We start from the raw sequence: 25,122 nt of genomic DNA on the forward strand, positions 1-25,122 counted from the left end.
AAGAAGAGAACTTTAAACCTTGTGTCTAAAATAAAGGGGCCAAACCGCTTTTGTCCGTTCATCGCTTCGTTTTGTCCACTCACTTCAGTTTTGTCCATTCGCGGGCGGTTTTTGTCCATTCACTTGATCGTTTTTTCCACTCAGCACCATGTTTTGTCCTTTCATCGCTTCGTTTTGTCCACCCACTTCAGTTTTGTCCATTCGCGGGCGGTTTTTGTCCATTCACTTGATCGTTTTGTCCACTCAGCACCATGTTTTGTCCACTCACCTTCATTTCGTCAATGAGATTAACCCCTCCTGCCTCAGTTTCATCAAAAAATAACCATATAAAAAAGGAAAGCATTTTTCAGCTTTCCTCAACAAGTAACCTTTGAGCCTTTGCCTTATGGAATATTGGGCTAAGGCTCCTTAGTTTATTTTTTAGTTGACACGTCAAACCACGCCAAATTATCAGGAGCAGTTAAATCACACAGTGTTTATTTTCATGGAGGCAGCGACAGATTCCTTCATGCCAAGCAGCCTCCAGAGTTAAATCACACGGCGTTTATTTTTATACTCAATGATTTTCTAGTTTTTTAGTTTATCGGTTAGACGATCAATTTCTTTTTCTGCTCGTTTGATGGCTTCGTCTAGGTTTTTTTTGTTGCGATCTAGCACTTTGATGTCAATTTCTTTGTATTCTTCCTTTAAATGTTCTGCATCCTCGACAGCTTTTGTTAAACTAATTATCGCTTGATTAATTTTACTTTTATTTTCTAAATACTTCGAAGCGTTTATGAGACCATCAATAGTTGCTTCCTGTTCACCTACTAAATCGTCAAAATCGTCTTTTAATTTTTGTTCAAGATCTTCAAATGTATCTTGGACTTTTTCGAATGCATCCTCTAATTTATCGAGGGTTTTTTTCAAACTATCTTTTTCATCCTTTAATGTCTTTACGGATGATTTGGCATATGAGTCGAGTAATTTATCTGTTTCCTTAATTGCCTTTTCGATGGATTCGTATATTTCATCTATTTCTGACAATGTTGGATTGGATAATACAAGTAAGCGATCGACTTCACGTAAGTAAGTATCCAGTTCTGCTTGCTTGTTTTTCATTTCTTGATCAAATTGAATTTGCTTTTCATACGTTTTTTGGGCATCCGATACAATTTTGCTTACTCGTTTCAGTTCTTTGGATATATTAGATGCCATCTCACTCGTTCGGTCCACTTCTTTTGATAAATTATCTTCTACACTTTGAAGCATTGAATTTTTTAGTTTTGTAACAACTAAAATCTCTTGTCCCTTTTGAATAATTTGGTTTAAATCTTTCAAGGCAATTTTTAATTTTTCCTGTTCCTCGACGACTTCGCCAGAATCATCTTCTTTAATGGCTGCAACTAAATCCTCTAAAATCCGATCAGCAGCATCTTGACCATCTGACAGTTCACGGATTGCATTATTTAGTAGTTTTTCTAAATCACCGACATTGTTAATATTCACTGGTTCAGAGAGGAACGATTTCACTGCTACTAAACCATCGAATGATGTAATTCGTGTTCCAGTCGCACTTACACTTCCACCCTCTTTTCTAATTTTTTTCTTGAGATCTTGTAATGCTTTTTTCGCTTTATCTAATACTTCCTTTAACTCTTCTTTTTCTTCCTCCAACGATTTTTTAGCTGCCGATTTACCATATAAATCTAGCACTTCATTTGCTTCTTCAATCGCTGATTTCATATCTGCATACGTTTTTTCTAAAGTTGATACATTCCCACCTTGAGAATTTAAATGCCGTCCAATCTCATCCGTTAAATCCTCAAGTTCATCCTGGGCGTCCTCCATTTTTTGCTCATAATACTTTTTGTCGTGGGAATCATTCTCTGCTTCCGTAACAAATTCGCGTGCATTTTCCAATTCTTTCGCTAATTCATCTTGTAGTTTTTGGAGCTTTTTATTTTTTGATTGTGCGTCAGAATGTATTTCCTTCACTTCTTTAAGTAGAGCGTTTAGCTCGTCTAAAGTTGTCGTTAATTTTGCCTGTTGCTCCACAATTTTTTCGATATCGCCCCCGCGAACAACTGCTAGGAAAGTATCCAACTCTGGTTTCGCATTTGTTCTTGCTTCTGTTAATTCTCGTGTTACCATTTGCATTAACTTTTCAAAGTCCTTAACATCAGTCATGTCAGTTGGACGGTCTACAGCTGGTTTTTCAGGGGATTCTTCATTCTCTTCGGGATGTGTAATAACTCCCCGACTGTCCCAATTCCCCCAAGCATCCCATAAATCTGGCTTATTATCGGCGCGTTTTAGGTTAATAATTCGTTCGATAAACACGGCAAAATTAACACGCTTGACCCCATCATCTGGACGAAAATCGCCAACCGTTTTCGTAATACCTAGCCCCCCAAGTATTCCGATTTCCTTTGAGTATGTATTGCCAGCTTTGACATCTTGATAAGATTCCGGTGTGTCCGATTCAAGATCGAAAGCTTCTACTAAAATCCCTGCCATTTCCGCGCGCGTAATTTGCCGATTCGGATTGAATTTACTAGATTTATCTAAAATCCCCATCTCTGTTAGCTTTGCAATCGCCGGATAATGCGAATTTTCTTTTGAAACATCACTAAAACCAGGGTCTTTCACATCTTTTATATCAACTTCTAAGATTCGTGCAATCATTGTAGCTGCTTGACCACGAGTTAGAAGATTGCTCGGCTTAAACGTTCCGTCACTATATCCACTAATCACATTAAATTCCGATAGTTTTTGCACTGTTTGGTAATAGTCTGCATCCTTCGACACATCTTTAAACTCTTTGGCTGCAGCACCAGCTGGTAATGCAGCTGTAGAAAATAGCGCCGTTACCATTAATGACGGCACAAGATATTTCGTAAAATGCTTCATGTTAATCCTCCTACCTTAAGTAAATTCTTTCTAGCTCTTACTCTATTATCCCAATATGAACTCTATCAGTCTAATATTTTTCTTACTTTTTACAAAAGAAGAAGGAATTCCAATGCTAAAGCAATGAAATGAGCCCCCATTTTCCAGAGATATATTCCATTAATTAAACCAATCAAATTCGAAACAAATAAAAAGAAAGCTGAGGGAATTTCCTCCTCTGCTTTCTTTTTTACGTTCGGACTATTTAAATTTTCAAGTTCATTTGAGCTTATTCAACGACTTTTTCTATCGTTACTATCTCAACCTCAAATAAGTATTTCATTCAAAAATTAATAATACTTCATCAATCTCCCAAATCCTTCAATTTGATTTGGGATTCCTGATAGTCTTAAACAGTGCCATAAGCTTGCTTGATTACTTGCTATAACTGGCTTTTGAACGATGGATTCGATTTTTTCAATCACTTCCACTGAACGTAATGCACCACAGCTAAGAAAAATAGCTTCCGCATCAGGATGGTCAATGGAAATAGCAAACTTGATAAGTGAATCTAGTGTCACCTTGTTCATTTCCTCATCCGTTAATAAACCAAGACCCTTTATATTAAGCACTTCTATATTATTTCTTTCAAAATATTCCTTTTCTAATATATTAATATCATTCGTATAGGCTGTCCCAATTACAACCTTCATAGCATTCAAGGCACGGAAAGCAGATAACACACCGGTTAACAGAGTAGTTGCTTTCACTTTAGACCTTGATGACTCAATCTTCTGAATGATCTTCTCTTCCCCGATGACAAAACTCCCAGAAGTACAATTATAGCAAATAACGTCTAAATCTCTTCGACCAGGCATTAATGTAACTAAGGCATCATCCAGTCCACTTTCCATCTCAGCTAAATTCATAATTGTACATTGCTGCTGCATTCGAACTCTTGTAAAATGAACCCCTACATCATTTGGTTTCATTAAAAACATATCATGTTCTGTCAAGCCCGCATTGGCAACGCAGATGAATCCTATTCGAGCAAGCGGATGGGCACCACAATCAAAAGTTGGTTTAAAATAGGGTTCACTCAAACGATAATCGTTCATCGAATCACATCCCAACTGTTTTATAGGGTCGTAAATAAAAGTAAGCTACTCAATAATTCCTTGTTCTTTATAATACTTCGCAGCTCCCGGATGTAATTCTGTACCTAAAAATTTAACTGCATTTTCAATATTATACTCTTCCATTGTTGGATGAATTGCTGGAAGACGATCCGTGTTTTCATTAAGGATTTTCGTAATTTCATATACTACATCCTCTGGTACACTATCACGAATAACCAACAGATTTTGAGCTACTACAGATGGAATATCTTCATTTCCATTCACGACACTGTCATATGTTCCAGCAGGAATTGTTCCTCCAGCAAAGTTTAAGTCCTCTAAATAAGAAATTAAATCCTCAGGAAATGGTAAAATTTTCACATCTCGATGAATGGTTGCATCTGTCACAGTCGCACTTGGAATACTTCCTGATGCAAATATGACTTCAACATTATGATTTTTGAATTGTTCAACTTGTTCAGTATAGCTTCCTTGGAAGAAGCCAAATCCTTTTCCTTTTAAGTCATCATAGCTCGTATTATAGTAATCTAAAATTTTTCTAAATAATAATTCATCGGAATTGTTCGCTGCTGCTAGAGCAATTTTCACATTTTCTCCTGAGGTAAAAATATCATCAATGCTTTCAATTCCACTATCTGCTGCAACCATGAAATGCGTAATCGTACTACCAAAACCGTTACCAATTGCAGATACGCCATCATATGCTTGATCAAATGGTGCTTCCCCGTTTAAACCAATCGTTACAAAGTAAGGAATTTCCCAAGCCATATCTGCTTCACCATTTGATAAAAACGGAATGTTTTGAAGTGCGCCACCAGGAATGACACGAATATTGATATTCGGGTTTTTCTCATTGATTAATGACGCCATTCCGCCTGCTTGAGCATACCAGCCACCGCCCATTGCACCAGTAGCCCATGTTAAGTTAATCGGTTCTATCTCGCCAGTTGAACTTTCATTCGTCTCATTTCCACTTGTTTTTGGTTCCTCAGTCTCTGTTGCATTGCTACCAGTTGTACCTCCTACACCACATGCTCCTAAAATTATCGATACTAATAAAAATACAGAAATGATTATCATTTTCTTCATATAATTTCCCCCTCTTTTTTAGGCTCGTAAACTTCTGTAATAAATTCACTTGGTTCTTTTTGCCTTTTCTTATATTGAAAATATTCAACTCCTACAAATGTAGCTAAGAGAAGTACACCGATAAGACTTATATAAAGTGTGCCTCCAATTATAATTAGTGAAAGTACGATTATTCCGAGACGTTTTATCCAATTGATTTTCTCAAAAACTGCTCCTGCTAATGCAGCGGAGAAGCCAATAACAGCAATGCTGGTCACGATGAAGCTTAGGATAATATCTGCAACGCTTGCCTGTGAATCCATTAAAAGCGCTGGATTAGCAATAAAGACAAACGGAACGATAAAGCCTGCAAAAGCAAAACGTGGACTTATTAATGCTGTTTTCATCGGTGAGGCTTCCGCAATATTTGCTGCTATAAAGGCGGTTACCCCAACTGGTGGCGTAATATCCGCTAAAATCGCAAAATAAAAGACAAACAAATGAGCATGTAACAGGGGTATATCAAAGTGGGCTAATGCACCTGTAGCAATCGTTGCTGTAATGATATAGGCAGGGGTTGAAGGAATACCTGCTCCTAATATTAAAACTGTCAGCATGATTAAGAATAACGCAATCCACAGGTTCCCTTGGGAGAAGGAAACGATAATATTCCCCATCGCTAAACCGATTCCTGTCTGGTTAACAACAGCTACCAACATACCTGCACCAGCAAGCGCCGCTGTTACGATTGCTCCACTTTTCACAGCATACTCAAAGGATTCAACCAGTTCAGAAATGCGGAATTTTTTACGGGACATGATAATCCACAGTACTAGCATGACAGCTAAAGAATAAACAGCCGACTTCGCTGGTGATATTCCGTTTAATAGTAAAACGAGCATGACAACAAAAGGAATAATATATGGTGATTTTTTAATCACAGTCTTCCAACCAACATTCCATTCGTTCGGAATTGCTTTAAGATTCATGGCAACAGCTTCAAAATGTACTGTTGCGATGATTCCTATGTAATAAATAATGGCACATAATAAAGCTGCTTGAATAACCATTGTATAACTAGTAGAAGTCATTTCTGCCATAATAAACGCCGCCGCGCCCATAACTGGTGGCATTAACGGCCCACCAACACTTGCTACTGCCTCAATAGCACCAGCCTTATGCGGGGAATATCCTATTTTTTTCATTAACGGAATACTAAAGCTTCCTGTTGAATAAACATCCGCTACTGAGCTCCCAGAAATACTTCCATATAATCCGCTTGAAATAACTGCTACCTTCGCTGGACCTCCACGATATTTCCCAGCTAACGCGACAGAAATATCCATAAAAAATTGCCCAACTCCCGAACGTAGCATTACAGCGGCAAATAAAACGAATACAAATATGACATTACTTCCGATACCAGTTAAAAATCCGAATACACCTTGATCCGATGAAAGAAACATGATTTCCATGACTCTCGGAAAAGTATAAGCTCTCGAATTAAATATACCTGGTAAATAAGGAGCGACAAAAATGTACGCAATGAAAAGTGTGATGATTAAAGAAAAAATTGGTGATACAGCACGTCGGCAGGCTTCAAGTACAAGTAAAACAACTAAAAGGCCTAATAGCATTTCAACAGTTGTTACTTGATCTACAAGCTCCACCCGTGTAGCAAATTTTTCGTTCATGAATATTAAATAGCCACTTGGTAGTAGAGCCGCCACTGCTAAGATCCAATCTAAAATCGATGGCTTTGAAGATTCCTTTGACTTTTTTGCCGGAAATACTAAAAAGACGATAGGTAGTAAAAATAAGATGTGTATGGCACGTTGCATACGAGGTTCAAATGCACCGTAATAGGCTGTGTATATATGAAAAATGGCTGCTACGATTGCCCATATACTAAAGGCAATGGCAAATCTTCCCGTAAACTGTCTCATAGATTCCCACCTTTCCTAAAATAAGAGGTATGATCATTGCTCTTCAATGGCAATGACCCTCGCTTGGGAAGCATCCCCATCCTTAATTTTTAATGGGAGTGCAATTATCTTCACTCTTTCTTTCTTAAGTTCCCCAAGGTTTGTGCACCATTCAATAAGAATAATGCCATTTCCAAGTAATGTGTGATGGCTCGGATATTTTGAGCCCTCATCTGAAGGTAAAATAGATTGGCAACAATCACAGGTTTTAAGTGGTGCTAAGTCAGTCATAAAGTCTGATAGCAATGCTTTAACTTTTCTGTCAGCTAACCATTGTCCAGCATCCGCCTCTAGATAAATCATTTTTTCCCAAAACTCACGAGTCCCCCAAGCTTTATCTGTCCAGCCAGTTCGAATAATTGCAATATCTCCTTCTTTTACTTCAACATTTGCATTTTCGAGGTCTTCAGCAGATACCCCCTCACCAGGCTGTTTATGCAACATATCAATTACCACTGCATCCCCAATCAGCTGATCCAGTGGCACTCTATCAATAGTTAACCCGTCTGTTTTAAAATGTGCTGGAGAATCGATATGTGTAAAGGAATGGGTTGTCGTTGAAATGGCTGAAACATATGCCCCATTCTTTTCTACTGTCATTAATGGCTCAATTTTCGTTGGTGGCTCTAATGCTCCAAAAAGTATTTTTCGTGGAAATTGTATCCACGAATCCTGAGAAACGACATCTAATGTTAAATCGATATAACGAACATTTTCATTCATGATTGTTTATCCCCTTTATCTATTAAACTAATTTCCAATCTTTTACCAAGCTGCAACAAATCCATCTGTTCTAGATTCAGACCCACCGCAATAAACACCCGTTTCCGGATCTTTTATAATAATCTGCCCTCTACCAAAGTTTCCGAAGTCTATATTTACTTGTATATCATGACCTTTTTGGAGAAGGGCTTCAGCGATGTGAGAAGGAAAATGTTTTTCAATTTCAATCGTATTTCCTTTAATCCACTGCCATCTTGGTGAATCAATTGCAGCTTGTGGATTTAATCCAAAGTCAATCATATTCATGACAACCTGGACATGACCTTGAGGCTGCATAAAACCTCCCATTACACCAAAAGGACCGATTGGCTTGTCCTTTTTTGTAAGAAAACCTGGAATAATCGTATGGTAAGTTCTCTTTCCAGGCTCTAGTCGATTATCATGGGTTGGATCTAATGAAAAATTAAAACCTCTATTTTGTAGGGCGATTCCCGTTCCTGGAACTACTAAACCAGAGCCGAAAGCTTTATAGTTACTTTGAATAAATGAAACCATATTCCCTTCCTCATCTGCAGTTGCTAGATAAACCGTTCCACTATAGGACGGTTCAACAGCACCTGGCATTTGAGCTCGTTCATGAATTTGACTTCTTCTGTTTGCTCCATGGTGTTCAGAAAGTAATTCTTCAACTGAAACGGTCATTTTGGAAGGTTCTGTTATATATTTTTGGCCGTCACTAAATGCTAGCTTCATAGCCTCTAACTGCTTATGATAGGTATCTACATTTTCTTTTTCATTAAATGTATAGCCATTTAGAATATTAAGAGCCATTAAAGCAACAAGTCCTTGTCCATTCGGTGGAATTTCCCATACATCATAACCTCTATAGTTAACTCGAATTGGGTCTACCCATTGCGGCTCGTATTTTTCTAAATCAGAATAAGAAATAAATCCATTATATTTTTTTGAAAAGGCATCAATTTTTTTTGCAAGTTCACCTTTATAGAAGCTTTCTGCGTCCGTTTCACCTATTTCTCTAAGAGTATTCGCATGATCTATTGATTTCCAAATCTCACCCGACTTTGGTGCTCTCCCATTTGGTGCAAAGGTTTTAAACCAGTTTTCAAATTGTTCTTCCTGCAAATTTTCACGATATAATTCAAAGGCTGTATTCCAATACTTTGCTAAAACTGGCGATACTGGAAACCCTTCTTCTGCATATCGAATAGCAGGCTTTAACACTTCCGTTAATGGGAGCTTCCCAAATCTTTTTGAAAGAGCCGCCCATGTAGCAGGTGCCCCTGGTACTGTTACAGGAATCCAACCATACACAGGAATTTCTTTATGTCCTAGAGCTCTCACCTTTTCAATTGAAATCGATTCAGGAGAGGGACCACTACCATTTAAACCGTATAATTTATCTTTCATCCAAACTAAGGCAAAGGCATCACCGCCCATACCGTTTGAGGTTGGTTCCAATACTGTTAAACTAGCCGCTGTGGCAATGGCGGCATCAACTGCATTTCCTCCCATTTTTAAAATCTCAAGTCCAGCTTGAGCAGCAAGTGGCTGTGAAGTTGCAACCATCCCTTTTTTTGCAAAAACAGGTACTCGTGTAGAAGTGTATGGCTGATAGTTCGCATTAAACTCCATAAAAATACCCCTCTCTATTTATTTTTTTACTTTTAATTCAAACGAATCAAATCTAGTAATAACGTCTTTAAAAAGAAATGATGTTCTTATTATAAATTCATTTTTCTGATAATTCTAATATTTAAAAGTTAATAGTTTGATATATAATACTTATTAAAGGGAGTGATTGTGTGGAGTTACGTCATTTAAAATACTTTTTATCCGTAGCAGAGGAATTACATTTCGGCCGCGCTGCAAATAATTTAAACATTGCTCAGCCAGCACTAAGTCAGCAAATTAAGCAGCTGGAAAATGAACTGGGGTTCCTACTATTTAATAGAACAAACCAAAAGGTCGCCTTAACCGAAGCAGGATCAGTATTTAGAAATCGAGCAAACCATATTTTAGAATTATTAAATGAAGCTGTTGAGGAATCTCAGCAGGTAGCAAGAGGTGAATTGGGGCAAATCAAATTAGGTTTTGCGGGCATGGTTACCTTTGATCTTCTTCCATTAGTCCTTCATGCCTATCGAGAAAAATTCCCAAATGTGACAGTAAATTTACGCCATCTTCCTACATCTGAGCAAGTTGTGGCATTAAATTCAAAAGAAATCGATATTGGAATTCTCATTCTACCGATAGATGATGAGTCATTATCCTATGAAATTTTAAGAATCGAATCCTTTGTAATGGCCTTACCAAAATCACATCCCTTAGCAAATGAAGCATCTATTGATTTAACTTCACTCGTGAATGAAAAATTCATTATGCCTGCAAGGTCTGCTGGTTCTGGCTTTTATGACTCCATTATCAACACGTGCTTTAATGCAGGATTTAGTCCTAAAACTTCACAGGAAGCGCAAGAATTACAAACCATTATTGCTTTAGTAGCCTCTGGAATGGGTATATCTATGGTTCCTTCATCATTTCAAACCTTAAAAACCGATAGCGTCGCATATATTCCAATTCAAAATGGCCCCGCAAACTTTAAAACAGCCATGGCTTGGAATAAACATAACGTTTCCCCAATACTACATTCCTTTATAGAGGTGATGAAGGAGATGGGGTCAGATGGGGTATAAGAATGTTCAAAATCTGCTATATCTTTAGGAAGAGCCATGTTAAGTATAGAGAACCATGTCTTCTAACAATTTTGCATCCTTATTTAAAAATAAAAACACCAGGATAGGTAAGGATGAAATACATTCCTCTTGTCCTGGTGTTGTGCTAAAAGAATAGTTCGAATCCCATAAACAAATTCTTCTAAACATAAAATCTTATTCGCTTTTCAGCAAAAGAACCAACTTAATAATATGATTTTGCCATTTATATTAAAGAAAGTTACTGTACAATTTGTGACAAGCATCTTTTAGATATTTTCATTTTTTAGTCTTACTAAATATTAAAGGTTACATATACTTCATATCTATTTTTTTCACCTTTTTTAATAATCTTTCTAGTATAAACTCTACATTCATCTATTGATGCCAATCTAAACGCAAGAGAACATGCAACTTTATAGTCAGGAGTAATATATCCATCATAAATTCTCCCGTATATTTCACTCGCTATTGAATCAGCCCACACATCAGCTTCATACAAAGTATCGAAAATAACTTCTTCTATTTTCAATTTAATTGTCATTTAATCAACCCTTTTTCTAAAAAATAAATATATTGAACATGTAAGGTCAAGTGTATCATCTACTAACACTTCATCAACTTTAAGATTTTAAGTTATCAACCTCATATAAATTACAATATCACTCTACTACCTAAGTTTCTTATGTATGCTTCATGTAAATCTCCCGTTAAGCTTAAATACATTTATATTATAAATCCTAAATTTAAATTTCTTATATAACTAAATAGAAACACTTGAAAAAACTTCAAATCTCCCCATTCCCCCTAGAAAATCTTTTCAAAAACCCCTGAAAATTCGACTTTTCCCTATAAGAAATCTTCCAAATTCCAAATTTCACCACAAACAACCTTTCATTTACGATGAAAGCACCTAGGAATTTTGATCTGTGCACAGGTCGCATGAGGTGCGATCTAATGGAAGAATTTGAAAAAGTTTTAGAAGAGTATCAGCCGATGATATCAAGTGTTTTAAGAAAGGCACATGTTTACAAAAATCACGAGCATTTTAAACAATGTGCAACGATAGCACTTTGGCAGGCATGGCAAAAATACGATCCAGATCGAGGACCATTTGCTCCATATGCTTATCGTAGTATGTTAACCACTGTTTACACAGAAATGAAAAAAGATAATCGGTACGCTGACCATCAAATCCCATACGAAAAAGATAAACTGACAAATGTTGCCCAATTTATGGATTTAAAAAATAAGCCACACAATCATCTTTCAACATTTGAATACCTTTCAGAAATTTTAAAAGAAGAAGAAATTCAATTGATTCTCGAACTTTATTATTACCAATATACTTACGACGAGCTTTCAGAAAAGTATGGAGCTTCAACAGCCGCCTTACGAAAACGCCGTGACCGTATTTTAAAGAAAATACGAGAATCTATTAAATAATAGAGAGGTTTATTGAAACTAAAAGATAAAATTTGTAAAAACCACTATCAAATACAAAAAACAACATCCCCTCTGTTATGAAGGGGATGTTGTTCAAATCTTGCATCTATTATTTTGAGATAGTTGAATCATGATGATATGTAAGCGTAAATGCAAACAATGCTTCTAGGGTTTTTCTTCTTCGTTCTATAATAACCATTTCAGATAATGGAATCGTTAACTTAAGATTACCAGCAAAGATTAGTTCGCACATTTGCGAATCAATGGGTTTAATATCAAATTGCAAATCAAAAATCCAAGTCGTATCTATTTTATGAATATCTGGAACTTGAAAAGCTCCAATTCGATGCTTTTCTGAAATTAGGATTGGAGGATTTTTCCGATACTTTAAACTCTTTCGAGTAGCCTCGATTCTTCCTTTTAAAGTTGAACCAAAAGCCATACAAAACTGATCCATAAGGTTTTCAACTGTCTCCTCAGAATATAGGGTACCTTGATGCGTATAAATAACCGATGAATATAGTCCACTATAATAAGGAGCTAATGCAATAATTTGCTTTTCTTTTAAAAGCTTTAAAAATTTCATTGAAATTCTCTCCTATCATACCATTTTCAAAAAATTATTTAACACAAAAGATAAACTATTAAAGTGACAATAAAAAGCAATTTAGACCATTCCCAATCTCCTCCTATTATATTTATCTTAAAGCGCCTTCATTTGTATATTATAATAGACTTTCCGATTTTTCTACTATTTTTGATAAAAAATGGAAATAAATATTATATTTGTTACAATTATGTAACTTATTGGTAATTTAAAGTTAAAAAACCGTTATTTTCTACATTTATAATTAACCAAAAGTTATTTTCCCTTCAAAAAAGGCATTGATCTACAATAGATCAACACCTCGTGAAACTAAATAGTTAAATATTGCACTGCCACATCTCTATGCGAATCTAAACTCTGAAAGATTCTCCAAAATGTAATCAGGATAAATTTTTGTTTGCTCGATATCTATTCTTTTTGTGACCCCTGTTAGGACTAAGCAGGTTTTCATACCACTATTTAGACCTAGCTTAATATCAGTTTCCAATCGGTCACCGACGATTAAACACCTCTCACTTGGTATATTTAACAAATCCATAATAGCGTTGCTGTAATATGAAGAAGGCTTCCCTAAAATTGTATTGATTTTCCTTTCAGAGGCTATCTCAATCGCCTTTGCTAAAACGAAGGTGTCTGCAATATACCCGTCCAGCACTGGGCATACAATATCCGAATTCGTTACAACAATTTCAGCACCATTTCGAACTGCTTGCATGGCAAGATTTAGCTTTTGATAAGTAAAGTCGCGATCTAGGCCCACCAATACATGAGTCGCTTCTAATGGATTCGATGTTAGGCGAATTGATAAGTTCTTAAACTCCTCTATTAAACTTTGCTCCCCTACAATAAACACTTTGGCATTTGATAGGTATTGTTTAAAATAGCGGGCAGCTAAATAATTTGTTGTTATAATTTCATCTATACTCGTCAGTATCCCAACCCTTTCAAGCCGCTCTTTGCAATTTTCTCTAGAGTTAATAGAAGTATTCGAAATAAACAGCACTTTTTTATGTTGCGCCCTTAAGTTGTGAATGACTTCCCTAACCCCAGGTAATAATGTATCTTCTACGTAAATAGTTCCATCTAAATCAAAACAAAAAGCATCATAATTATGAGTATTAACCAAATGTTTCCCTCCTCTTTTGCTGCTATTTCTTTTACTGTAAGGAAAACCCTCTTTCGATTAGGAGGAACGGTTTCCTACATTAAGTCTAGTTTGCATACCGATTCCACTTTAAACCGATTAAAGCCGTTGTCCTGTTTCTTTATCAAAAAGATGAACGGTAGTATCGTCAACTTCTAAAAAAACAGATTGATCTACTTTCACTTTTTCATCGGTTTTACTTTTCACTAAAATCGTTTGATTGTTGACGATAACATGAAGCAACATATCCGGACCATTTACTTCGACTAAATCAACCACACCTTGTATGGAAGTTGGCTCTGATACGACTGAAATATTTTCAGGTCTTACCCCTAATAAGAAGGGTTTGTTTTCATTTTGGGCAATTGCTTCATTTTGTTCGCTACTCAATCGGTATTGAGCTTGTTCTGCCATTTCAAAATAGCCCTTTTCATTGCGAATTCCTTCAATCAAATTCATACCAGGTGACCCTATGAAACTTGCAACAAAGGTGTTAGCAGGTAAATGATACACCTCTGACGGAGTACCGATTTGCTGAATAACCCCATCCTTCATAATGACAATTCGAGTAGCCATCGTCATCGCTTCTGTTTGATCATGGGTAACGTAAATAACCGTCGTACCTAATTGTCGATGTAGCTTCGATATTTCAGCTCGCATTTGTACACGTAATTTCGCATCTAGATTCGATAAAGGCTCGTCCATCAAAAAAATACTCGCATTTCTTACAATGGCCCGTCCTAAAGCTACCCTCTGTCTTTGTCCACCAGAAAGCTCTTTTGGTTTACGGTTCAACAAATCCTTTAGCCCTAGAATCTCTGCAGCATGTTCAACTTTTTCTTTTATTTCTTTCTTTGGTAGCTTACGTATTTTCAATCCGAAGGACATATTTTCAAAGACTGACATATGTGGGTATAAGGCATAATTTTGGAACACCATTGCAATATCCCGATCCTTTGGTTCCTTATCATTCACTCGTTGCCCTTCGATGATGAAATCCCCTTCAGAAATCTCTTCTAACCCTGCAATCATACGTAATGTTGTCGATTTTCCGCATCCTGATGGCCCTACAAGAACGATAAATTCTTTTTCTTCTATATCTAAATTAAAATCCTTAACTGAATATCCCTCACTATTAGCATATTTTTTAAACACATTTTTTAGTTGGATTTTTGACATTCCGTAACCTCCGTCATGTTTAAATATTGTGCTATATTTTGTTGTGAGTGTTCTGCCCTAATGACAGAATTTGTTTCTAATACAAATAAAAGTTCTTTCCCCCTAAGCTCTGCCATCAATTGTCTAAAAGGAATATCCCCTTCTCCAATAGCAAGATGTTCATCCACCATTCCATGATTATCATTTATATGCAATCCGAAAAGATTGTCATAGGATTTTCGACATTCTTGAATAAAAGCATCTTTACTATTCATATAACAATGACCTGTATCTAACATAATAGACACTCGTGAATCATTAACTTTTTGAATGATTGTTAAGAGTTGCTCAATGGAAGAGCCAATGACATGCTCAGCAAGTGGAATATTTTCGACTACTACCTTTGTTTGCTTTGGTAAGTCTTCAAGAATTTCTTTGATAAAGCAAGAAGCTAAATCCAGGCCATCCTCTAATGAAGGATTATATCCTGGATGAAGCAATACATAGTTTACTTCAAGAGAACGGACAATTCGTAAGCATCTATCCCAAATTTGAATCGTTTCTTCATCTACTAATGCAGGATTAAAATGTTTTATCGGTAAATGTAGACCAAAAGATACGCCATTGTCTTTAGTAAATTGCGCGATTCTATTAAGCTGTGAATCATCCATTTCTAGCAGCCGTTCTCCATGAAGTTCACCTTCACACATAATCTCAATCGATTTCCATCCGCTATTCACCAATTGCTCGATTGCTTCTTCAATTGGTAGAGAAAATAATGTGTATGATGATATAGAAAAATTCATTATGCTTCCTCCAAATAAAATTTAAGTTTTACTTTATGCCTGATTGCATAAAACTTGAAACGAATTGCTTTTGAAATAGTAAGAACGCCAATAATAATGGAAGGATAATAAATAAAGTACCCGCGCATACGACGCCCCATTGAGCTCCCGAATCACTTGCTTTTGCAAACATGGATAGCCCGACTGTTAAGGGACGATTCTCATCTGAATCTGTTATAATGAGCGGCCATAAAAAATTACTCCACTGGGTACTAACAGAGATTAATCCAAAAGCAACGTAGGTTGGTTTTGCTAATGGTACATATACATTTCGAATAATTTGCAGACGACTACAGCCCTCCATCTTCGCCGCCTCTTCAAGCTCATATGGCACACCTTTAAAGGTTTGTCTTAACAGAAAAATCCCAAAGGCAGAAATAAAATATGGAATCATTATGGCTAATTTTGTATCATAGATTCCTAGCTGTGCGATTGTATTAGAATTTGGGAAGATTAATACATCACTTGGTATCATAATTTGAACGAGAAACAGCATAAAAATAAAGCCTTGTGCAAAAAAGTTCATCCTTGCAAAAGCATAGGCAGCTAATGTAATCGTCAAAAGCTGTACACCTAAAATGACAAACACAATAATCAGCGTATTTAAATAATATTGACCAAAGGGTGCTGCGTTCCATGCATCGATAAAATTCCTAAACGTGAGGGAATATCCTTGGGAACTTGCATCCTTAAAAGCCATATAGACAATTCCGAAAAACGGCAATGCCCATAAAAATGCTAATATATAAGTAGAGATTGATATGAGACGATTCAATTGACTACCCACCTTAACTGTAATGAATTTTTTTATCTGTAGCGAAGAATTGAATAGCCGCTATTAATACCATGATGATTAATACAATAACCGTTACAGTCGCTGCTTTTCCATAATCCATAAAACGGAATGTATTTTCATAGATATAATAAAGTAATAGATTGCTAGCATTATTAGGACCGCCTTGAGTCATCACGACTAGCTGGTCTACCGTTTTAAAAGCATTCGTGGTCGCAATAATAGCTGAAAACAAAGTCGTCGGCATTAACAATGGAAAGACAATACTACGGAATTGCCTCCATTTTGAAGCACCGTCAATTCTTGCAGCCTCCAATAAATCCTTTGGAATGTTTTGCAGAGCAGCTAAATAAAAAATCATAAAGAAACCTGCCTCTTTCCAAACGACCATGATGATAATGGATAATAGTGCTGTATCCGAATTACCTAAAAAATTTAATTCCCCAAACCCAAAAAGTTTCAAAATAGAATTAACCATCCCGTAATCCGGTGTGTAGAAAAACAACCAAATAAACGATGCAGCAACCATTGGTATCACAACTGGATAAAAGAAAAATACTCTCGACAAAGATTTCCCAATAAATGTTCGGTTCACCAATATGGCAAGCAATAGTCCAATTAAAACACTTGTTGGAACAGTGCCTATAGCAAACCAAATATTATTGATAAACGCCTTCCGAAAAACCTCATCTTCCATCATGCTTCGATAATTTTCAAACCCTACAAATAAAGGCTCGATCGTAGATAAATCCGATTTATAAAAACTTGAAATAAGCGTGCTTATCACCGGATATAACGTAAACATGATAAGAAAAATGAGGGATGGAAGGAGAAAAATCCAAGCCATCAAATTTACTTTGATAACCTTACTTCTCCCCAAGTCCTTCACCTCACTACGTAAATTATTGATATGCTTTTAAAATTGCTTCCGCGTCTGCTTGAGCTTTATCTAATGTTTCACTTACATCCGCACCATTGATAGCTGCTTGTAATGCATCGTGAATAATCTTTTGAATCTTACCTTGCTCATATACTGAAATCTCTTTATTTGCATATTCAAGCTGTTCCATTGCAACTTTCGCTTGCGGGAAAGACTGTACGTATTTTTGTAAAACTTCTGTTTCATAGCTTGATTGACGAGTCGCAATATATCCAGTATTAATACTCCACTCAGCTGCACGAGTAGGATCAGTAATCCATTTTATAAACTCAAATGATGCTTGTTGTCTTTCTTCTGATGTATCCTTGAATATATAGAAGTTACCGCCTCCAGTTGGAGTAGCTACACGTTTATTTCCAGGTAAAAATGCTACACCAAAGTCAAAATTCGCATTGTTTTTAACATTTGTTAAGTTACCTGTCGTTGTTAACATCATCGCCGTTTTACCTTCGATGAAGTCAGTTGGTACAGTCGACCAATCTAATACTCCTTCAGGCATGACTTTATGTTCATTAATTAAATCCACCCAATATTGAAGAGCTTCTTTAGCTTCATTTGTATTTAAATAAACTTCTTTTCCATCTTCACTCATCATATTGTTCTGGCTATTTTGTAAATATAGTGCTTGATAAATCCAGTACCCACTTACCGTAGCTGGTAATTCAATACCCCACTGACCATCTTTTGTAAGCTGTTTACCGTATTCGATGACTTCTTCCCAAGTTGTAGGTGGCATTTCTGGATCTAAGCCTGCTTCTTTAAACATGTCTTTGTTGTAATATAAAATGACTGTACTTCTTTGGAATGGAATTGACCAAGTCTTTCCTTCTGTCTGTGCATTTTCCATAAAGCCAGGGAAAAAGTCGTTTACCATTTCCTGACCTGCTGGATCATTTTTGATGAAGTCATCTAAAGGAACAATCGAGTTTTTAATTTGGAATAAATCAACAGATAATTGCACTGAGAAATCAGGCGCTTTCCCATTTTTAATCGCAGTTTGAACCTTCGTCATTGTTTCATCATAGTTACCACTATAAACAGGTGTGACTGTAACTTTTTTGCCATTTACTTCAATGCCTTCTTTATTGAAATCTTCCGCGTATTTATCAATAACCTCAGTAACTGCCCCACCTACATTTACTGGATAGTACCAAGTTAAATCAATTGTTTCACCATTTGAATTTGAATTCGTAGTACCTTCAGAAGAACTGTTGTTACAAGCTGTTAAAATTCCAAACACTAACACAATCACACTAAATAAAGCTAGTTTACGTTTCACAAATATTTCCCCTCTCTAAAGTGAAATAAATTTTTGATTTTACAGGATTTACTTTGATTGAAACCTAGTATTAAAACGAATATGGGTACCCTCCTTCCAGCTGCTCACAAAAAAGGGAGACAATAAAAAACACACATTTCTCCCCTTTTTTGACATGAGATTCACGTCAAATAACGTAACTAATCGGGAACAAATGGGTTTTCTATGGTCTCCACCCAAGTTCTAATAGAAATTATTTAGTTGTAATCGCTTCTGTTGTGCCATTCCAAAGAAGTTGATTACTAAGAGAAACCGCTTCTGCTCCAGCTTCAAAGGCATGAAGAACATCTTCTTTTGTAGTTATTAAACCTGCTAAAATAATCGGAATATCAAGCTCCTGTTTTAACGCTTTAACAATTTTCGGAGCAATACCTGGCATCACTTCAATAGCATCAGGTCGATAGTCTTTTATATTTTGAATTGCCGTCTTTAATGAATTTGTGTCGATTAAGAAGATCCGTTGAATTGTCAGTAATCCTTCTTTTTTCGCAGCTTCAATTAAGTTGCCTTTTGTTGTGACAATTCCAGTAGGATTAATGAATTCTTTCAAAAAGGCAATACCCTCTTTATCATTCTTTAATCCTTTTAGAAGATCCATATGTATAAATAGTGGCTTATGAACCATTGGCATATGCATTAACTCAGATAGCTTTCCATTCATTAAAATCATTGCACAGCACTGTGATTCATCCGCGCGTTTTATATCCTTTAATTGTGTAGCTGCTATTATTCGATTATTTGAGAGAACACTTTCTATTGTCATTCTTTCGCATCCTTTGAATTGACTATCTGTTTTTAATAATAAAGTCATAGTATTAAGAAGATGTGAATGAGTTATGAATATATTGTAAATTTATCTACTTTTTTCTTACGAGAGAGTTATGGGTGAGGTTGATGATAGTAATTGTGGGATATGGTAAAACGAATATACGATTTTTATCGTTTATTTTGGGCGTTTGGGTACAATGGCGGCCCCTTTGTTACCTTTCTTACTTTACTCAAGCGCTTTCGGGCTCGTAAAAAAACATGAGCCTGTTTTCCCAGACTCATGCTAAAGTTGCTTTTTTATTTTTTTGATTCAGTAAGTGCCTTTTCTGCTCTTTCAATCGTATCTTCTAATGTGGACTTATCATTTTTGACAGATTTGATTTCTACATCTTTGTAATCCTTAAGCAGTTTATTTGCATTGTCAATAACTTCTTCAAGGTCTTCTTGAGCATCGTAAATTTCGCTTTTATCATTATCGTCGATTGCTTCTTCTAAGTCATCAAGAATGTCATCGATTAATTTTTTGAAATATTTCACTTGGCTATCGAATTTGTCCTCAATTGTATCTTCTAATTTTTTAATGAGGTCTTCTGCTTCGTCAATTACATTCTCTAAATCCTCTGCCTCATCTTCTAATGATTCAACATCAGAATCTTCATAGGATTCTAGCGTCTCTTCTGCGTCTTCTATTTCAGTTTGCAATGACATATAGTTACTATTCAAGCCAATTAAACTATCACTTTTTAACGCTCTTTCCGCATCTTTTATTTTATCTTCTAGTTCATCTATCGCTTCATCTAGCTTATCTTCAAAATAGTCTTCACTATATGATTTTGATAAGTTGTCACTAATTAACTCTTTTGCATTATCAATCGCCTTATCAAGGTTCTCTTCATCTTTGTCAAGATCTGCAAAGTTTGCTTCACGTGCTCTTTTTAATACGTCTTCCGCATCATCGATTAAATCTTCCAGCTCTTTTAAAGCATCGGATAAATTTTCTTTTTCATCCTCTATGTCGCCTTCATCTTTTGCTTTTTCAGCCTTTTTTAAGTTCTCTAAAATTTTATCGATTTCTTCTTCTGCATCTTCAAAATCATCTAAAGCTACTTCAATCTCTGTTTCGAGTAATTGGAATCTTAATTTTTCCGTTTCATTAGTTGGTTGGTTATTATCGTCTGTTTTAGGATCTTCTTCTTTATCTTCATCCGTCTCTTTTGGTGGATTTATAACTCCTTTATTGTCCCAAGTTCCCCAAGTATCAAAGATATCCTGTTTGTTATCACTACGTTTAAAGTTAATGGCACGTTCAATAAAGACAGCAAAGTTGGCACGTTTTACTCCTTCATTTGGACGATATTCTTCACCAACTCTTGTAATATCCAATGATCCTAGTATGCCGATATATTTATAATACTCATCATCTTCACTTACATCATTAAAGGTTTTAAATGTATCCGACTCAAACTCAAATGCCTTCACAAATAGCTCAGCCAGTTGAGCGCGAGTTAAAATATCATTCGGTTTAAATTCACCTATCTCATCAAAAAATCCTAATTCTGTTAACTTCGCAATAGCAACATAGTGCGAATTGGCTATCGTTACGTCTGAATATCCAGGGTCTTTAACATCACTTAAGTCAACACCTAACAATTTGGCAAGCATAGAAGCGGCTTGTCCTCGAGTGACTAAGTTACCAGGTTTAAACGTATTGTCACTATAACCAGAAATAATATCAAATTCGACTAATTTTTTCACCGTATGATAATAATCTGCCTCTGTAGACACATCCGTCAATTGATATTCCTTCGCGTTCGCTGTAATTGCCACCGATGAAAATAAAGCTGCAGCTGATAAAGTTGCAATTGTTTTTCTAAACTTCATTTTTGACTCCTTTCTACTACAAAAAAATAATTTTAACTGAATTTCCCATAACTATTATCTCAATAACAATTATGAGAGTCTATTATTCTCCTTACTTTTGTCAAAATTAGTAGATTAGTCCTGATAATATTCTCAAATTTTCGACTTTAATAGTAGATTTCTTTTCTTAAGATGTAAATTCGACAAAATATAAAAAATGAGCCCTATTAAGATTGGGCCCATGAGGTTATTTGAATTTAAGAACATTCCGTGATTTTAGTGAAATAAATTTTAATCACTTTAAATCGCAAGAGTAGGATTTAAATTATCAATCCATGTCTTTCTTTCTGTCCAACGTAGAACAGATATTCCATGGTTAGTAAATGATGTTTCGAATTTTTCACTTATTTCATTTACATAATCATTTGCAATTACTACAAACTCCGATTTCGCTCTATTTTCTTTAATATCTAAGAATGACAATAGCGGATATTTAAAATTATCACCATTTGGTTTATTAATGGTTTTAATCACTTTCTCCTTTTTCACGCGACTGGCAGGAATAATATAATCAAACTTATTTTCATTTCCACTTGTACCAGTGATACCTACATCTGGTATTTTTAAAATATTATTATCGTCAAAAAATATTCCCACTTCTTCATAAAAAATACTGGTTACAGTGGAACGACTAGTTAAAAGCATATCTGATAATCGTAAAATACATTGCAGTAAATTTAATAATTTTCTAGGGAAATCTTTAACCTTATCGAAAGTTATAGTTAGATCAGAATCTAAAATAGTGACACCAAAACTCTTTAAAGTTTGATTTAAAAATTCTTTTCGCTTTAAGGAACGTTTGTAATCAATTTCATATAAAGTTAGTTCATTTAAAGTATAACCATCATCTGACAATACGAGTTGCCCATTATCATTATAATAAAGAACTACTTGAAGATAGTCATGATGATTATCAACAAAGGGTGTAGTAATTTCTACGAAGTCACCTTGATCAACAATATGAATATTATCTTTGTTCCACTTAGTATAAGTATTATTCAACTCGTTGATATCAAACATCATTTCCACCCTCCAAATAAGTTCATTAAAATCCCATCTCTTCTTGATATGAATAATTATAGCTTTCTATACCTTCAATATTACATCTCTTCAAAAATGACTTCAATATTTTCACAAAATCAGAAAGTTCTTCTGGGGTCAACCTCATTTGAACCAATTCGTATGTTAAAGGGTATGCAATTTTATCCCCATACTCTTCATGAGCTATATGTAAATGTGGACACGGTATCACTTTTTCAGCAAAAGGGAAATCACCAGGTGGATTTGGATGCGGTGGACCAACTAAATCAAAACGAAGTAATGGTAATTCCTTTTTTTCCTGATTTCTTAGCTGAAGAGTAAACCTTTTAATTCTATTTCCTTTTCTATTTATATCTACATAAAAATATTTAGTAGAAGATTTTGCATCTAATTTTATGTATTCGTTCGATTTTGGAATAGTAATCATATTATTATCTATAATCAATCTTTTAAACTGATTAATTAAATCATTGATTTCTGATTGTCTCATGAAAAATCTCCCTCCAAAATAATGATATTCGAAGTTTAAAAATAAAAGTGAAAATCCAAATTTTCTTATATGGTTAAGGGCGGAACATGTGTTCTTATTATAACATAATAAGTTATAATTTTTCAATAATCCATTGAAGTTAAACTTCCCATCAACTTTTTATTAAGTACAAATTCATAAGTTTAGAGAATACTTAATTGAATTAGTGATTTTATCTAGCAATACAAAAAAGTTAAAGAAACTTTATATGTATCCACTTTTCAGTTATCCATCTTATGTAATCAATCCTAATACCCTATAGTTATTTACAATTTTTATGTGCACCTGTTACCATTATCAAAGAGGTGAAAGAATGAAGAAACTTACTATTTTGTGTATTTCCATCCTTACTTTATGGGGATGTACGGATACGACAGACATACAACAAGACCAATTTGCACAGTACAATGAAAGCTATGAAGAAGCGATGGAGCTCGTCGATCAAAATGAGTGGCAAGCTGCTAAAACGATCTTAACTGATTTAGAGCAATCACTTAACTCACTTGAGACAGCTAGCCCACTATTAGAAGATGTGAAAAAAGAGCTAGCAAAAGTAGAAGATCAATTATCTGTTCAACAAGTTAATAATCAGCAACTTGCAAACGTCATAACAGACCTTTATAGCAAATATGGTATCGTACCAGAAAATCACGAATATCATGCCCGAGGAGAATTATTAATGGGCTTGGTTTATTCCGATTTGATTGATTTTAATCAAGATGGACAGGATGAGTTATATGTTCTCTTCAAAAGTAGCGAATACATGAATGATGAATTGGAACGTCGCAACCAAAATGGCTATATCGAAGAAGTTTGGGGCGTATCGGACGGAAAAGCCGAATTGTTATGGGACTCGTTCTACACAATTGATGAAAGTGTTGCATCTGACTTGTCAGTATCACTCATTACACTCAATGATGGAACAACCGCGATCAAACACTCTAGCGAGATGACCAAACAAGGAATCGAATTCGCGCATCATCAATTTTATACGCTACAAGAACACGAAATCTCTCTAGCGTACGATTTTTATTATACGAAAAACCTTAATGTTGAAACCGAGAAACCTTATTATGAAGTAAATACTAAGGAAGTTGACCAACAAAAATATACGAAAGAATTTCAGTCTTATAATGGCAATGAACTCCCGCTTATCCAAAGTAACATTGGAGAAAAATCATTTGGCATTGATTTAACAAATCCTATAGCTACAATTGAAACCGTTGTAACGAACCTGACAAAGGATGCGACTGAAACTCTATTTTCAAATGAAGAAATTTCTCTGGACAAAAAAGGTGAACACTTCATCCAACAATTCAATAATGTTGGGAAAATTGATAAGCGCGAAAGTACTACTTATGAAACTATGATTGCATATATATTATTCAATAACATCCTAGAAGCGAATGTACCAGGAGAATATGGTGAGGGGTATAGAGAAAATTCAGTTTTGAAGGCAGTGAAAGATTATTTTGACGTTGATGTTAATCCAAATCGTCTTAACATTCCAACTGAATTAGATCCTACCCATTGGATGTATTTGCAAAATGATGCATTTTATCTTGCACCATCTGGCTATTATAATCCGAAAGTAATTCGCAATGTTGAAAAGGCAGTGAAGGTTAAAGACAATCTTTATTATGTACAGGTTCAGGATTATAACTTTAATTCAATGGAACATAGCATAAACACGGAAATTGACTTTGACTTCGAAAAATATAAAAAGCTTCCGTTAGAGCAATGGCCCGCGCACACGAAACCATATATCGAAAAAGAACTCCCAACTTATATGCTTTTAAACTACGATGGGGACCAATACCAGCTTTACTATCAAGGGCATCTTACGTTGTTTGAAGGGGATATTGAGGAGTTTTAAAGAGGAGTAGGAGGTTGAATTTAATTAGGATTAGGAAATTCCCTTGGACCTTAAAAGTCAAAAACTAATCGATACCCTACTACAATAAAAAACCTTCATAACAATATAAAGAGTTTAATTCAGCCAGTCAGTTCTAAAGAGTCATTTTTTTCACTTTAAATTAAAAAAAGATAGTGAGGCTAGGACATAAGTAGAAAACTGTAATTCGGAGGATTAATT

Annotated in this window: 22 protein-coding genes; 3 read left to right on the forward strand and 19 right to left on the reverse strand. The window is 35.4% G+C overall.

Going from position 1 to position 25,122, the window contains the following annotated elements; translation table 11 throughout:
• Nucleotides 1-187 precede the first annotated feature (187 nt).
• The 7 genes from CD30_RS20155 to CD30_RS14045 all read right to left on the reverse strand — a co-directional run bounded on the left by CD30_RS20155 (nucleotide 188) and on the right by CD30_RS14045 (nucleotide 9,439).
• Nucleotides 188-343 carry a hypothetical protein gene (locus CD30_RS20155; protein WP_156962309.1) on the reverse strand — a complete coding sequence of 52 codons (156 nt, stop codon included), beginning with the start codon at nucleotides 341-343 and terminating at the stop codon, nucleotides 188-190.
• A gap of 224 nt (nucleotides 344-567) precedes the next feature.
• On the reverse strand, nucleotides 568-2,892 hold the full coding sequence (locus CD30_RS19590) for an S-layer homology domain-containing protein (protein WP_052126218.1): 2,325 nt from the start codon (nucleotides 2,890-2,892) through the stop codon (nucleotides 568-570).
• A 329-nt stretch (nucleotides 2,893-3,221) separates the two neighbouring features.
• The gene (locus tag CD30_RS14025; RefSeq protein ID WP_052126219.1) at nucleotides 3,222-3,989 is read right to left on the reverse strand and encodes a maleate cis-trans isomerase family protein; all 768 of its coding nucleotides are present in this window, start codon (nucleotides 3,987-3,989) and stop codon (nucleotides 3,222-3,224) included.
• A 45-nt stretch (nucleotides 3,990-4,034) separates the two neighbouring features.
• Nucleotides 4,035-5,099: a TAXI family TRAP transporter solute-binding subunit gene (locus CD30_RS14030; RefSeq protein ID WP_036178100.1), complete on the reverse strand. Its 1,065-nt coding sequence runs from the start codon at nucleotides 5,097-5,099 to the stop codon at nucleotides 4,035-4,037.
• Nucleotides 5,096-7,024: a TRAP transporter permease gene (locus CD30_RS14035; RefSeq protein ID WP_052126220.1), complete on the reverse strand. Its 1,929-nt coding sequence runs from the start codon at nucleotides 7,022-7,024 to the stop codon at nucleotides 5,096-5,098. Before CD30_RS14035 ends, CD30_RS14030 begins: the two co-directional genes overlap by 4 nt.
• Before the next feature lie 33 nt (nucleotides 7,025-7,057).
• On the reverse strand, nucleotides 7,058-7,786 hold the full coding sequence (locus tag CD30_RS14040; protein ID WP_052126221.1) for a cyclase family protein: 729 nt from the start codon (nucleotides 7,784-7,786) through the stop codon (nucleotides 7,058-7,060).
• 42 nt (nucleotides 7,787-7,828) lie between these two features.
• Complete coding sequence (locus CD30_RS14045) at nucleotides 7,829-9,439, reverse strand: gamma-glutamyltransferase family protein (RefSeq protein ID WP_036178102.1); 1,611 nt, start codon at nucleotides 9,437-9,439, stop codon at nucleotides 7,829-7,831.
• 170 nt (nucleotides 9,440-9,609) lie between these two features.
• Between CD30_RS14045 and CD30_RS14050 the strand changes: the two genes are divergently transcribed.
• Complete coding sequence (locus CD30_RS14050; RefSeq protein ID WP_036178104.1) at nucleotides 9,610-10,500, forward strand: LysR substrate-binding domain-containing protein; 891 nt, start codon at nucleotides 9,610-9,612, stop codon at nucleotides 10,498-10,500.
• Nucleotides 10,501-10,813: 313 nt separating this feature from the next.
• On the opposite strand, the gene CD30_RS14055 is transcribed toward CD30_RS14050, so the two are convergent.
• Nucleotides 10,814-11,062 (reverse strand): hypothetical protein, encoded by a 249-nt coding sequence (locus tag CD30_RS14055; RefSeq protein ID WP_036178106.1) that lies wholly within the window; start codon nucleotides 11,060-11,062, stop codon nucleotides 10,814-10,816.
• A gap of 413 nt (nucleotides 11,063-11,475) precedes the next feature.
• Here CD30_RS14055 and CD30_RS14060 point away from each other — a divergent pair, with 413 nt between their 5' ends.
• On the forward strand, nucleotides 11,476-11,964 hold the full coding sequence (locus CD30_RS14060) for a sigma-70 family RNA polymerase sigma factor (RefSeq protein WP_036178108.1): 489 nt from the start codon (nucleotides 11,476-11,478) through the stop codon (nucleotides 11,962-11,964).
• 109 nt (nucleotides 11,965-12,073) lie between these two features.
• Here the strand turns inward: CD30_RS14060 and CD30_RS14065 are convergent, their stop codons facing one another.
• The 11 genes from CD30_RS14065 to CD30_RS19600 form a co-directional block, all read right to left on the reverse strand.
• The gene (locus CD30_RS14065; RefSeq protein ID WP_036178110.1) at nucleotides 12,074-12,550 is read right to left on the reverse strand and encodes a competence protein ComK; all 477 of its coding nucleotides are present in this window, start codon (nucleotides 12,548-12,550) and stop codon (nucleotides 12,074-12,076) included.
• A gap of 361 nt (nucleotides 12,551-12,911) precedes the next feature.
• The gene (locus CD30_RS14070; protein ID WP_036178112.1) at nucleotides 12,912-13,697 is read right to left on the reverse strand and encodes an HAD-IIA family hydrolase; all 786 of its coding nucleotides are present in this window, start codon (nucleotides 13,695-13,697) and stop codon (nucleotides 12,912-12,914) included.
• 117 nt (nucleotides 13,698-13,814) lie between these two features.
• Complete coding sequence (locus CD30_RS14075; RefSeq protein ID WP_036178114.1) at nucleotides 13,815-14,894, reverse strand: ABC transporter ATP-binding protein; 1,080 nt, start codon at nucleotides 14,892-14,894, stop codon at nucleotides 13,815-13,817.
• On the reverse strand, nucleotides 14,876-15,679 hold the full coding sequence (locus CD30_RS14080; protein WP_052126222.1) for a sugar phosphate isomerase/epimerase family protein: 804 nt from the start codon (nucleotides 15,677-15,679) through the stop codon (nucleotides 14,876-14,878). Before CD30_RS14080 ends, CD30_RS14075 begins: the two co-directional genes overlap by 19 nt.
• A gap of 28 nt (nucleotides 15,680-15,707) precedes the next feature.
• Nucleotides 15,708-16,493 (reverse strand): carbohydrate ABC transporter permease, encoded by a 786-nt coding sequence (locus tag CD30_RS14085; RefSeq protein ID WP_036178116.1) that lies wholly within the window; start codon nucleotides 16,491-16,493, stop codon nucleotides 15,708-15,710.
• A 13-nt stretch (nucleotides 16,494-16,506) separates the two neighbouring features.
• Nucleotides 16,507-17,358, reverse strand: a complete 852-nt coding sequence (locus CD30_RS14090; RefSeq protein WP_052126230.1) for a carbohydrate ABC transporter permease — start codon at nucleotides 17,356-17,358, stop codon at nucleotides 16,507-16,509.
• 55 nt (nucleotides 17,359-17,413) lie between these two features.
• Nucleotides 17,414-18,730, reverse strand: a complete 1,317-nt coding sequence (locus tag CD30_RS14095; RefSeq protein WP_036178119.1) for an ABC transporter substrate-binding protein — start codon at nucleotides 18,728-18,730, stop codon at nucleotides 17,414-17,416.
• Between the two features lie 232 nt (nucleotides 18,731-18,962).
• Nucleotides 18,963-19,532, reverse strand: a complete 570-nt coding sequence (locus CD30_RS14100) for a glycerol-3-phosphate responsive antiterminator (RefSeq protein WP_036178121.1) — start codon at nucleotides 19,530-19,532, stop codon at nucleotides 18,963-18,965.
• A gap of 302 nt (nucleotides 19,533-19,834) precedes the next feature.
• Nucleotides 19,835-21,418: an S-layer homology domain-containing protein gene (locus tag CD30_RS19595; protein WP_052126223.1), complete on the reverse strand. Its 1,584-nt coding sequence runs from the start codon at nucleotides 21,416-21,418 to the stop codon at nucleotides 19,835-19,837.
• Nucleotides 21,419-21,697: 279 nt separating this feature from the next.
• Complete coding sequence (locus CD30_RS14110) at nucleotides 21,698-22,480, reverse strand: DUF1828 domain-containing protein (RefSeq protein WP_036178124.1); 783 nt, start codon at nucleotides 22,478-22,480, stop codon at nucleotides 21,698-21,700.
• A gap of 22 nt (nucleotides 22,481-22,502) precedes the next feature.
• Entirely contained in the window at nucleotides 22,503-22,988 is a 486-nt protein-coding gene (locus CD30_RS19600) for a DUF6978 family protein (RefSeq protein ID WP_052126224.1), read from the reverse strand.
• 352 nt (nucleotides 22,989-23,340) lie between these two features.
• Here CD30_RS19600 and CD30_RS14120 point away from each other — a divergent pair, with 352 nt between their 5' ends.
• Nucleotides 23,341-24,903 (forward strand): outer membrane protein assembly factor BamD, encoded by a 1,563-nt coding sequence (locus CD30_RS14120; RefSeq protein WP_036178126.1) that lies wholly within the window; start codon nucleotides 23,341-23,343, stop codon nucleotides 24,901-24,903.
• Nucleotides 24,904-25,122 lie beyond the last annotated feature (219 nt).

It is taken from the genome of Ureibacillus massiliensis 4400831 = CIP 108448 = CCUG 49529 (assembly GCF_000772965.1).
GTDB classification, from domain to species: domain Bacteria; phylum Bacillota; class Bacilli; order Bacillales_A; family Planococcaceae; genus Ureibacillus; species Ureibacillus massiliensis.

Coding starts and splice junctions, on each gene's coding strand:
- CD30_RS14065 (WP_036178110.1), bottom strand. CDS start 12,550: ATGAAATTTTTAAAGCTTTTAAAAGAAAAGCAAATTATTGCATTAGCT.
- CD30_RS14080 (WP_052126222.1), bottom strand. CDS start 15,679: ATGAATTTTTCTATATCATCATACACATTATTTTCTCTACCAATTGAA.
- CD30_RS19595 (WP_052126223.1), bottom strand. CDS start 21,418: ATGAAGTTTAGAAAAACAATTGCAACTTTATCAGCTGCAGCTTTATTT.
- CD30_RS14040 (WP_052126221.1), bottom strand. CDS start 7,786: ATGAATGAAAATGTTCGTTATATCGATTTAACATTAGATGTCGTTTCT.
- CD30_RS14090 (WP_052126230.1), bottom strand. CDS start 17,358: ATGGCTTGGATTTTTCTCCTTCCATCCCTCATTTTTCTTATCATGTTT.
- CD30_RS19590 (WP_052126218.1), bottom strand. CDS start 2,892: ATGAAGCATTTTACGAAATATCTTGTGCCGTCATTAATGGTAACGGCG.
- CD30_RS14030 (WP_036178100.1), bottom strand. CDS start 5,099: ATGAAGAAAATGATAATCATTTCTGTATTTTTATTAGTATCGATAATT.
- CD30_RS14055 (WP_036178106.1), bottom strand. CDS start 11,062: ATGACAATTAAATTGAAAATAGAAGAAGTTATTTTCGATACTTTGTAT.
- CD30_RS19600 (WP_052126224.1), bottom strand. CDS start 22,988: ATGAGACAATCAGAAATCAATGATTTAATTAATCAGTTTAAAAGATTG.
- CD30_RS14060 (WP_036178108.1), top strand. CDS start 11,476: ATGGAAGAATTTGAAAAAGTTTTAGAAGAGTATCAGCCGATGATATCA.
- CD30_RS14035 (WP_052126220.1), bottom strand. CDS start 7,024: ATGAGACAGTTTACGGGAAGATTTGCCATTGCCTTTAGTATATGGGCA.
- CD30_RS14025 (WP_052126219.1), bottom strand. CDS start 3,989: ATGAACGATTATCGTTTGAGTGAACCCTATTTTAAACCAACTTTTGAT.
- CD30_RS14120 (WP_036178126.1), top strand. CDS start 23,341: ATGAAGAAACTTACTATTTTGTGTATTTCCATCCTTACTTTATGGGGA.
- CD30_RS14100 (WP_036178121.1), bottom strand. CDS start 19,532: ATGACAATAGAAAGTGTTCTCTCAAATAATCGAATAATAGCAGCTACA.
- CD30_RS20155 (WP_156962309.1), bottom strand. CDS start 343: ATGCTTTCCTTTTTTATATGGTTATTTTTTGATGAAACTGAGGCAGGA.
- CD30_RS14075 (WP_036178114.1), bottom strand. CDS start 14,894: ATGTCAAAAATCCAACTAAAAAATGTGTTTAAAAAATATGCTAATAGT.
- CD30_RS14110 (WP_036178124.1), bottom strand. CDS start 22,480: ATGATGTTTGATATCAACGAGTTGAATAATACTTATACTAAGTGGAAC.
- CD30_RS14045 (WP_036178102.1), bottom strand. CDS start 9,439: ATGGAGTTTAATGCGAACTATCAGCCATACACTTCTACACGAGTACCT.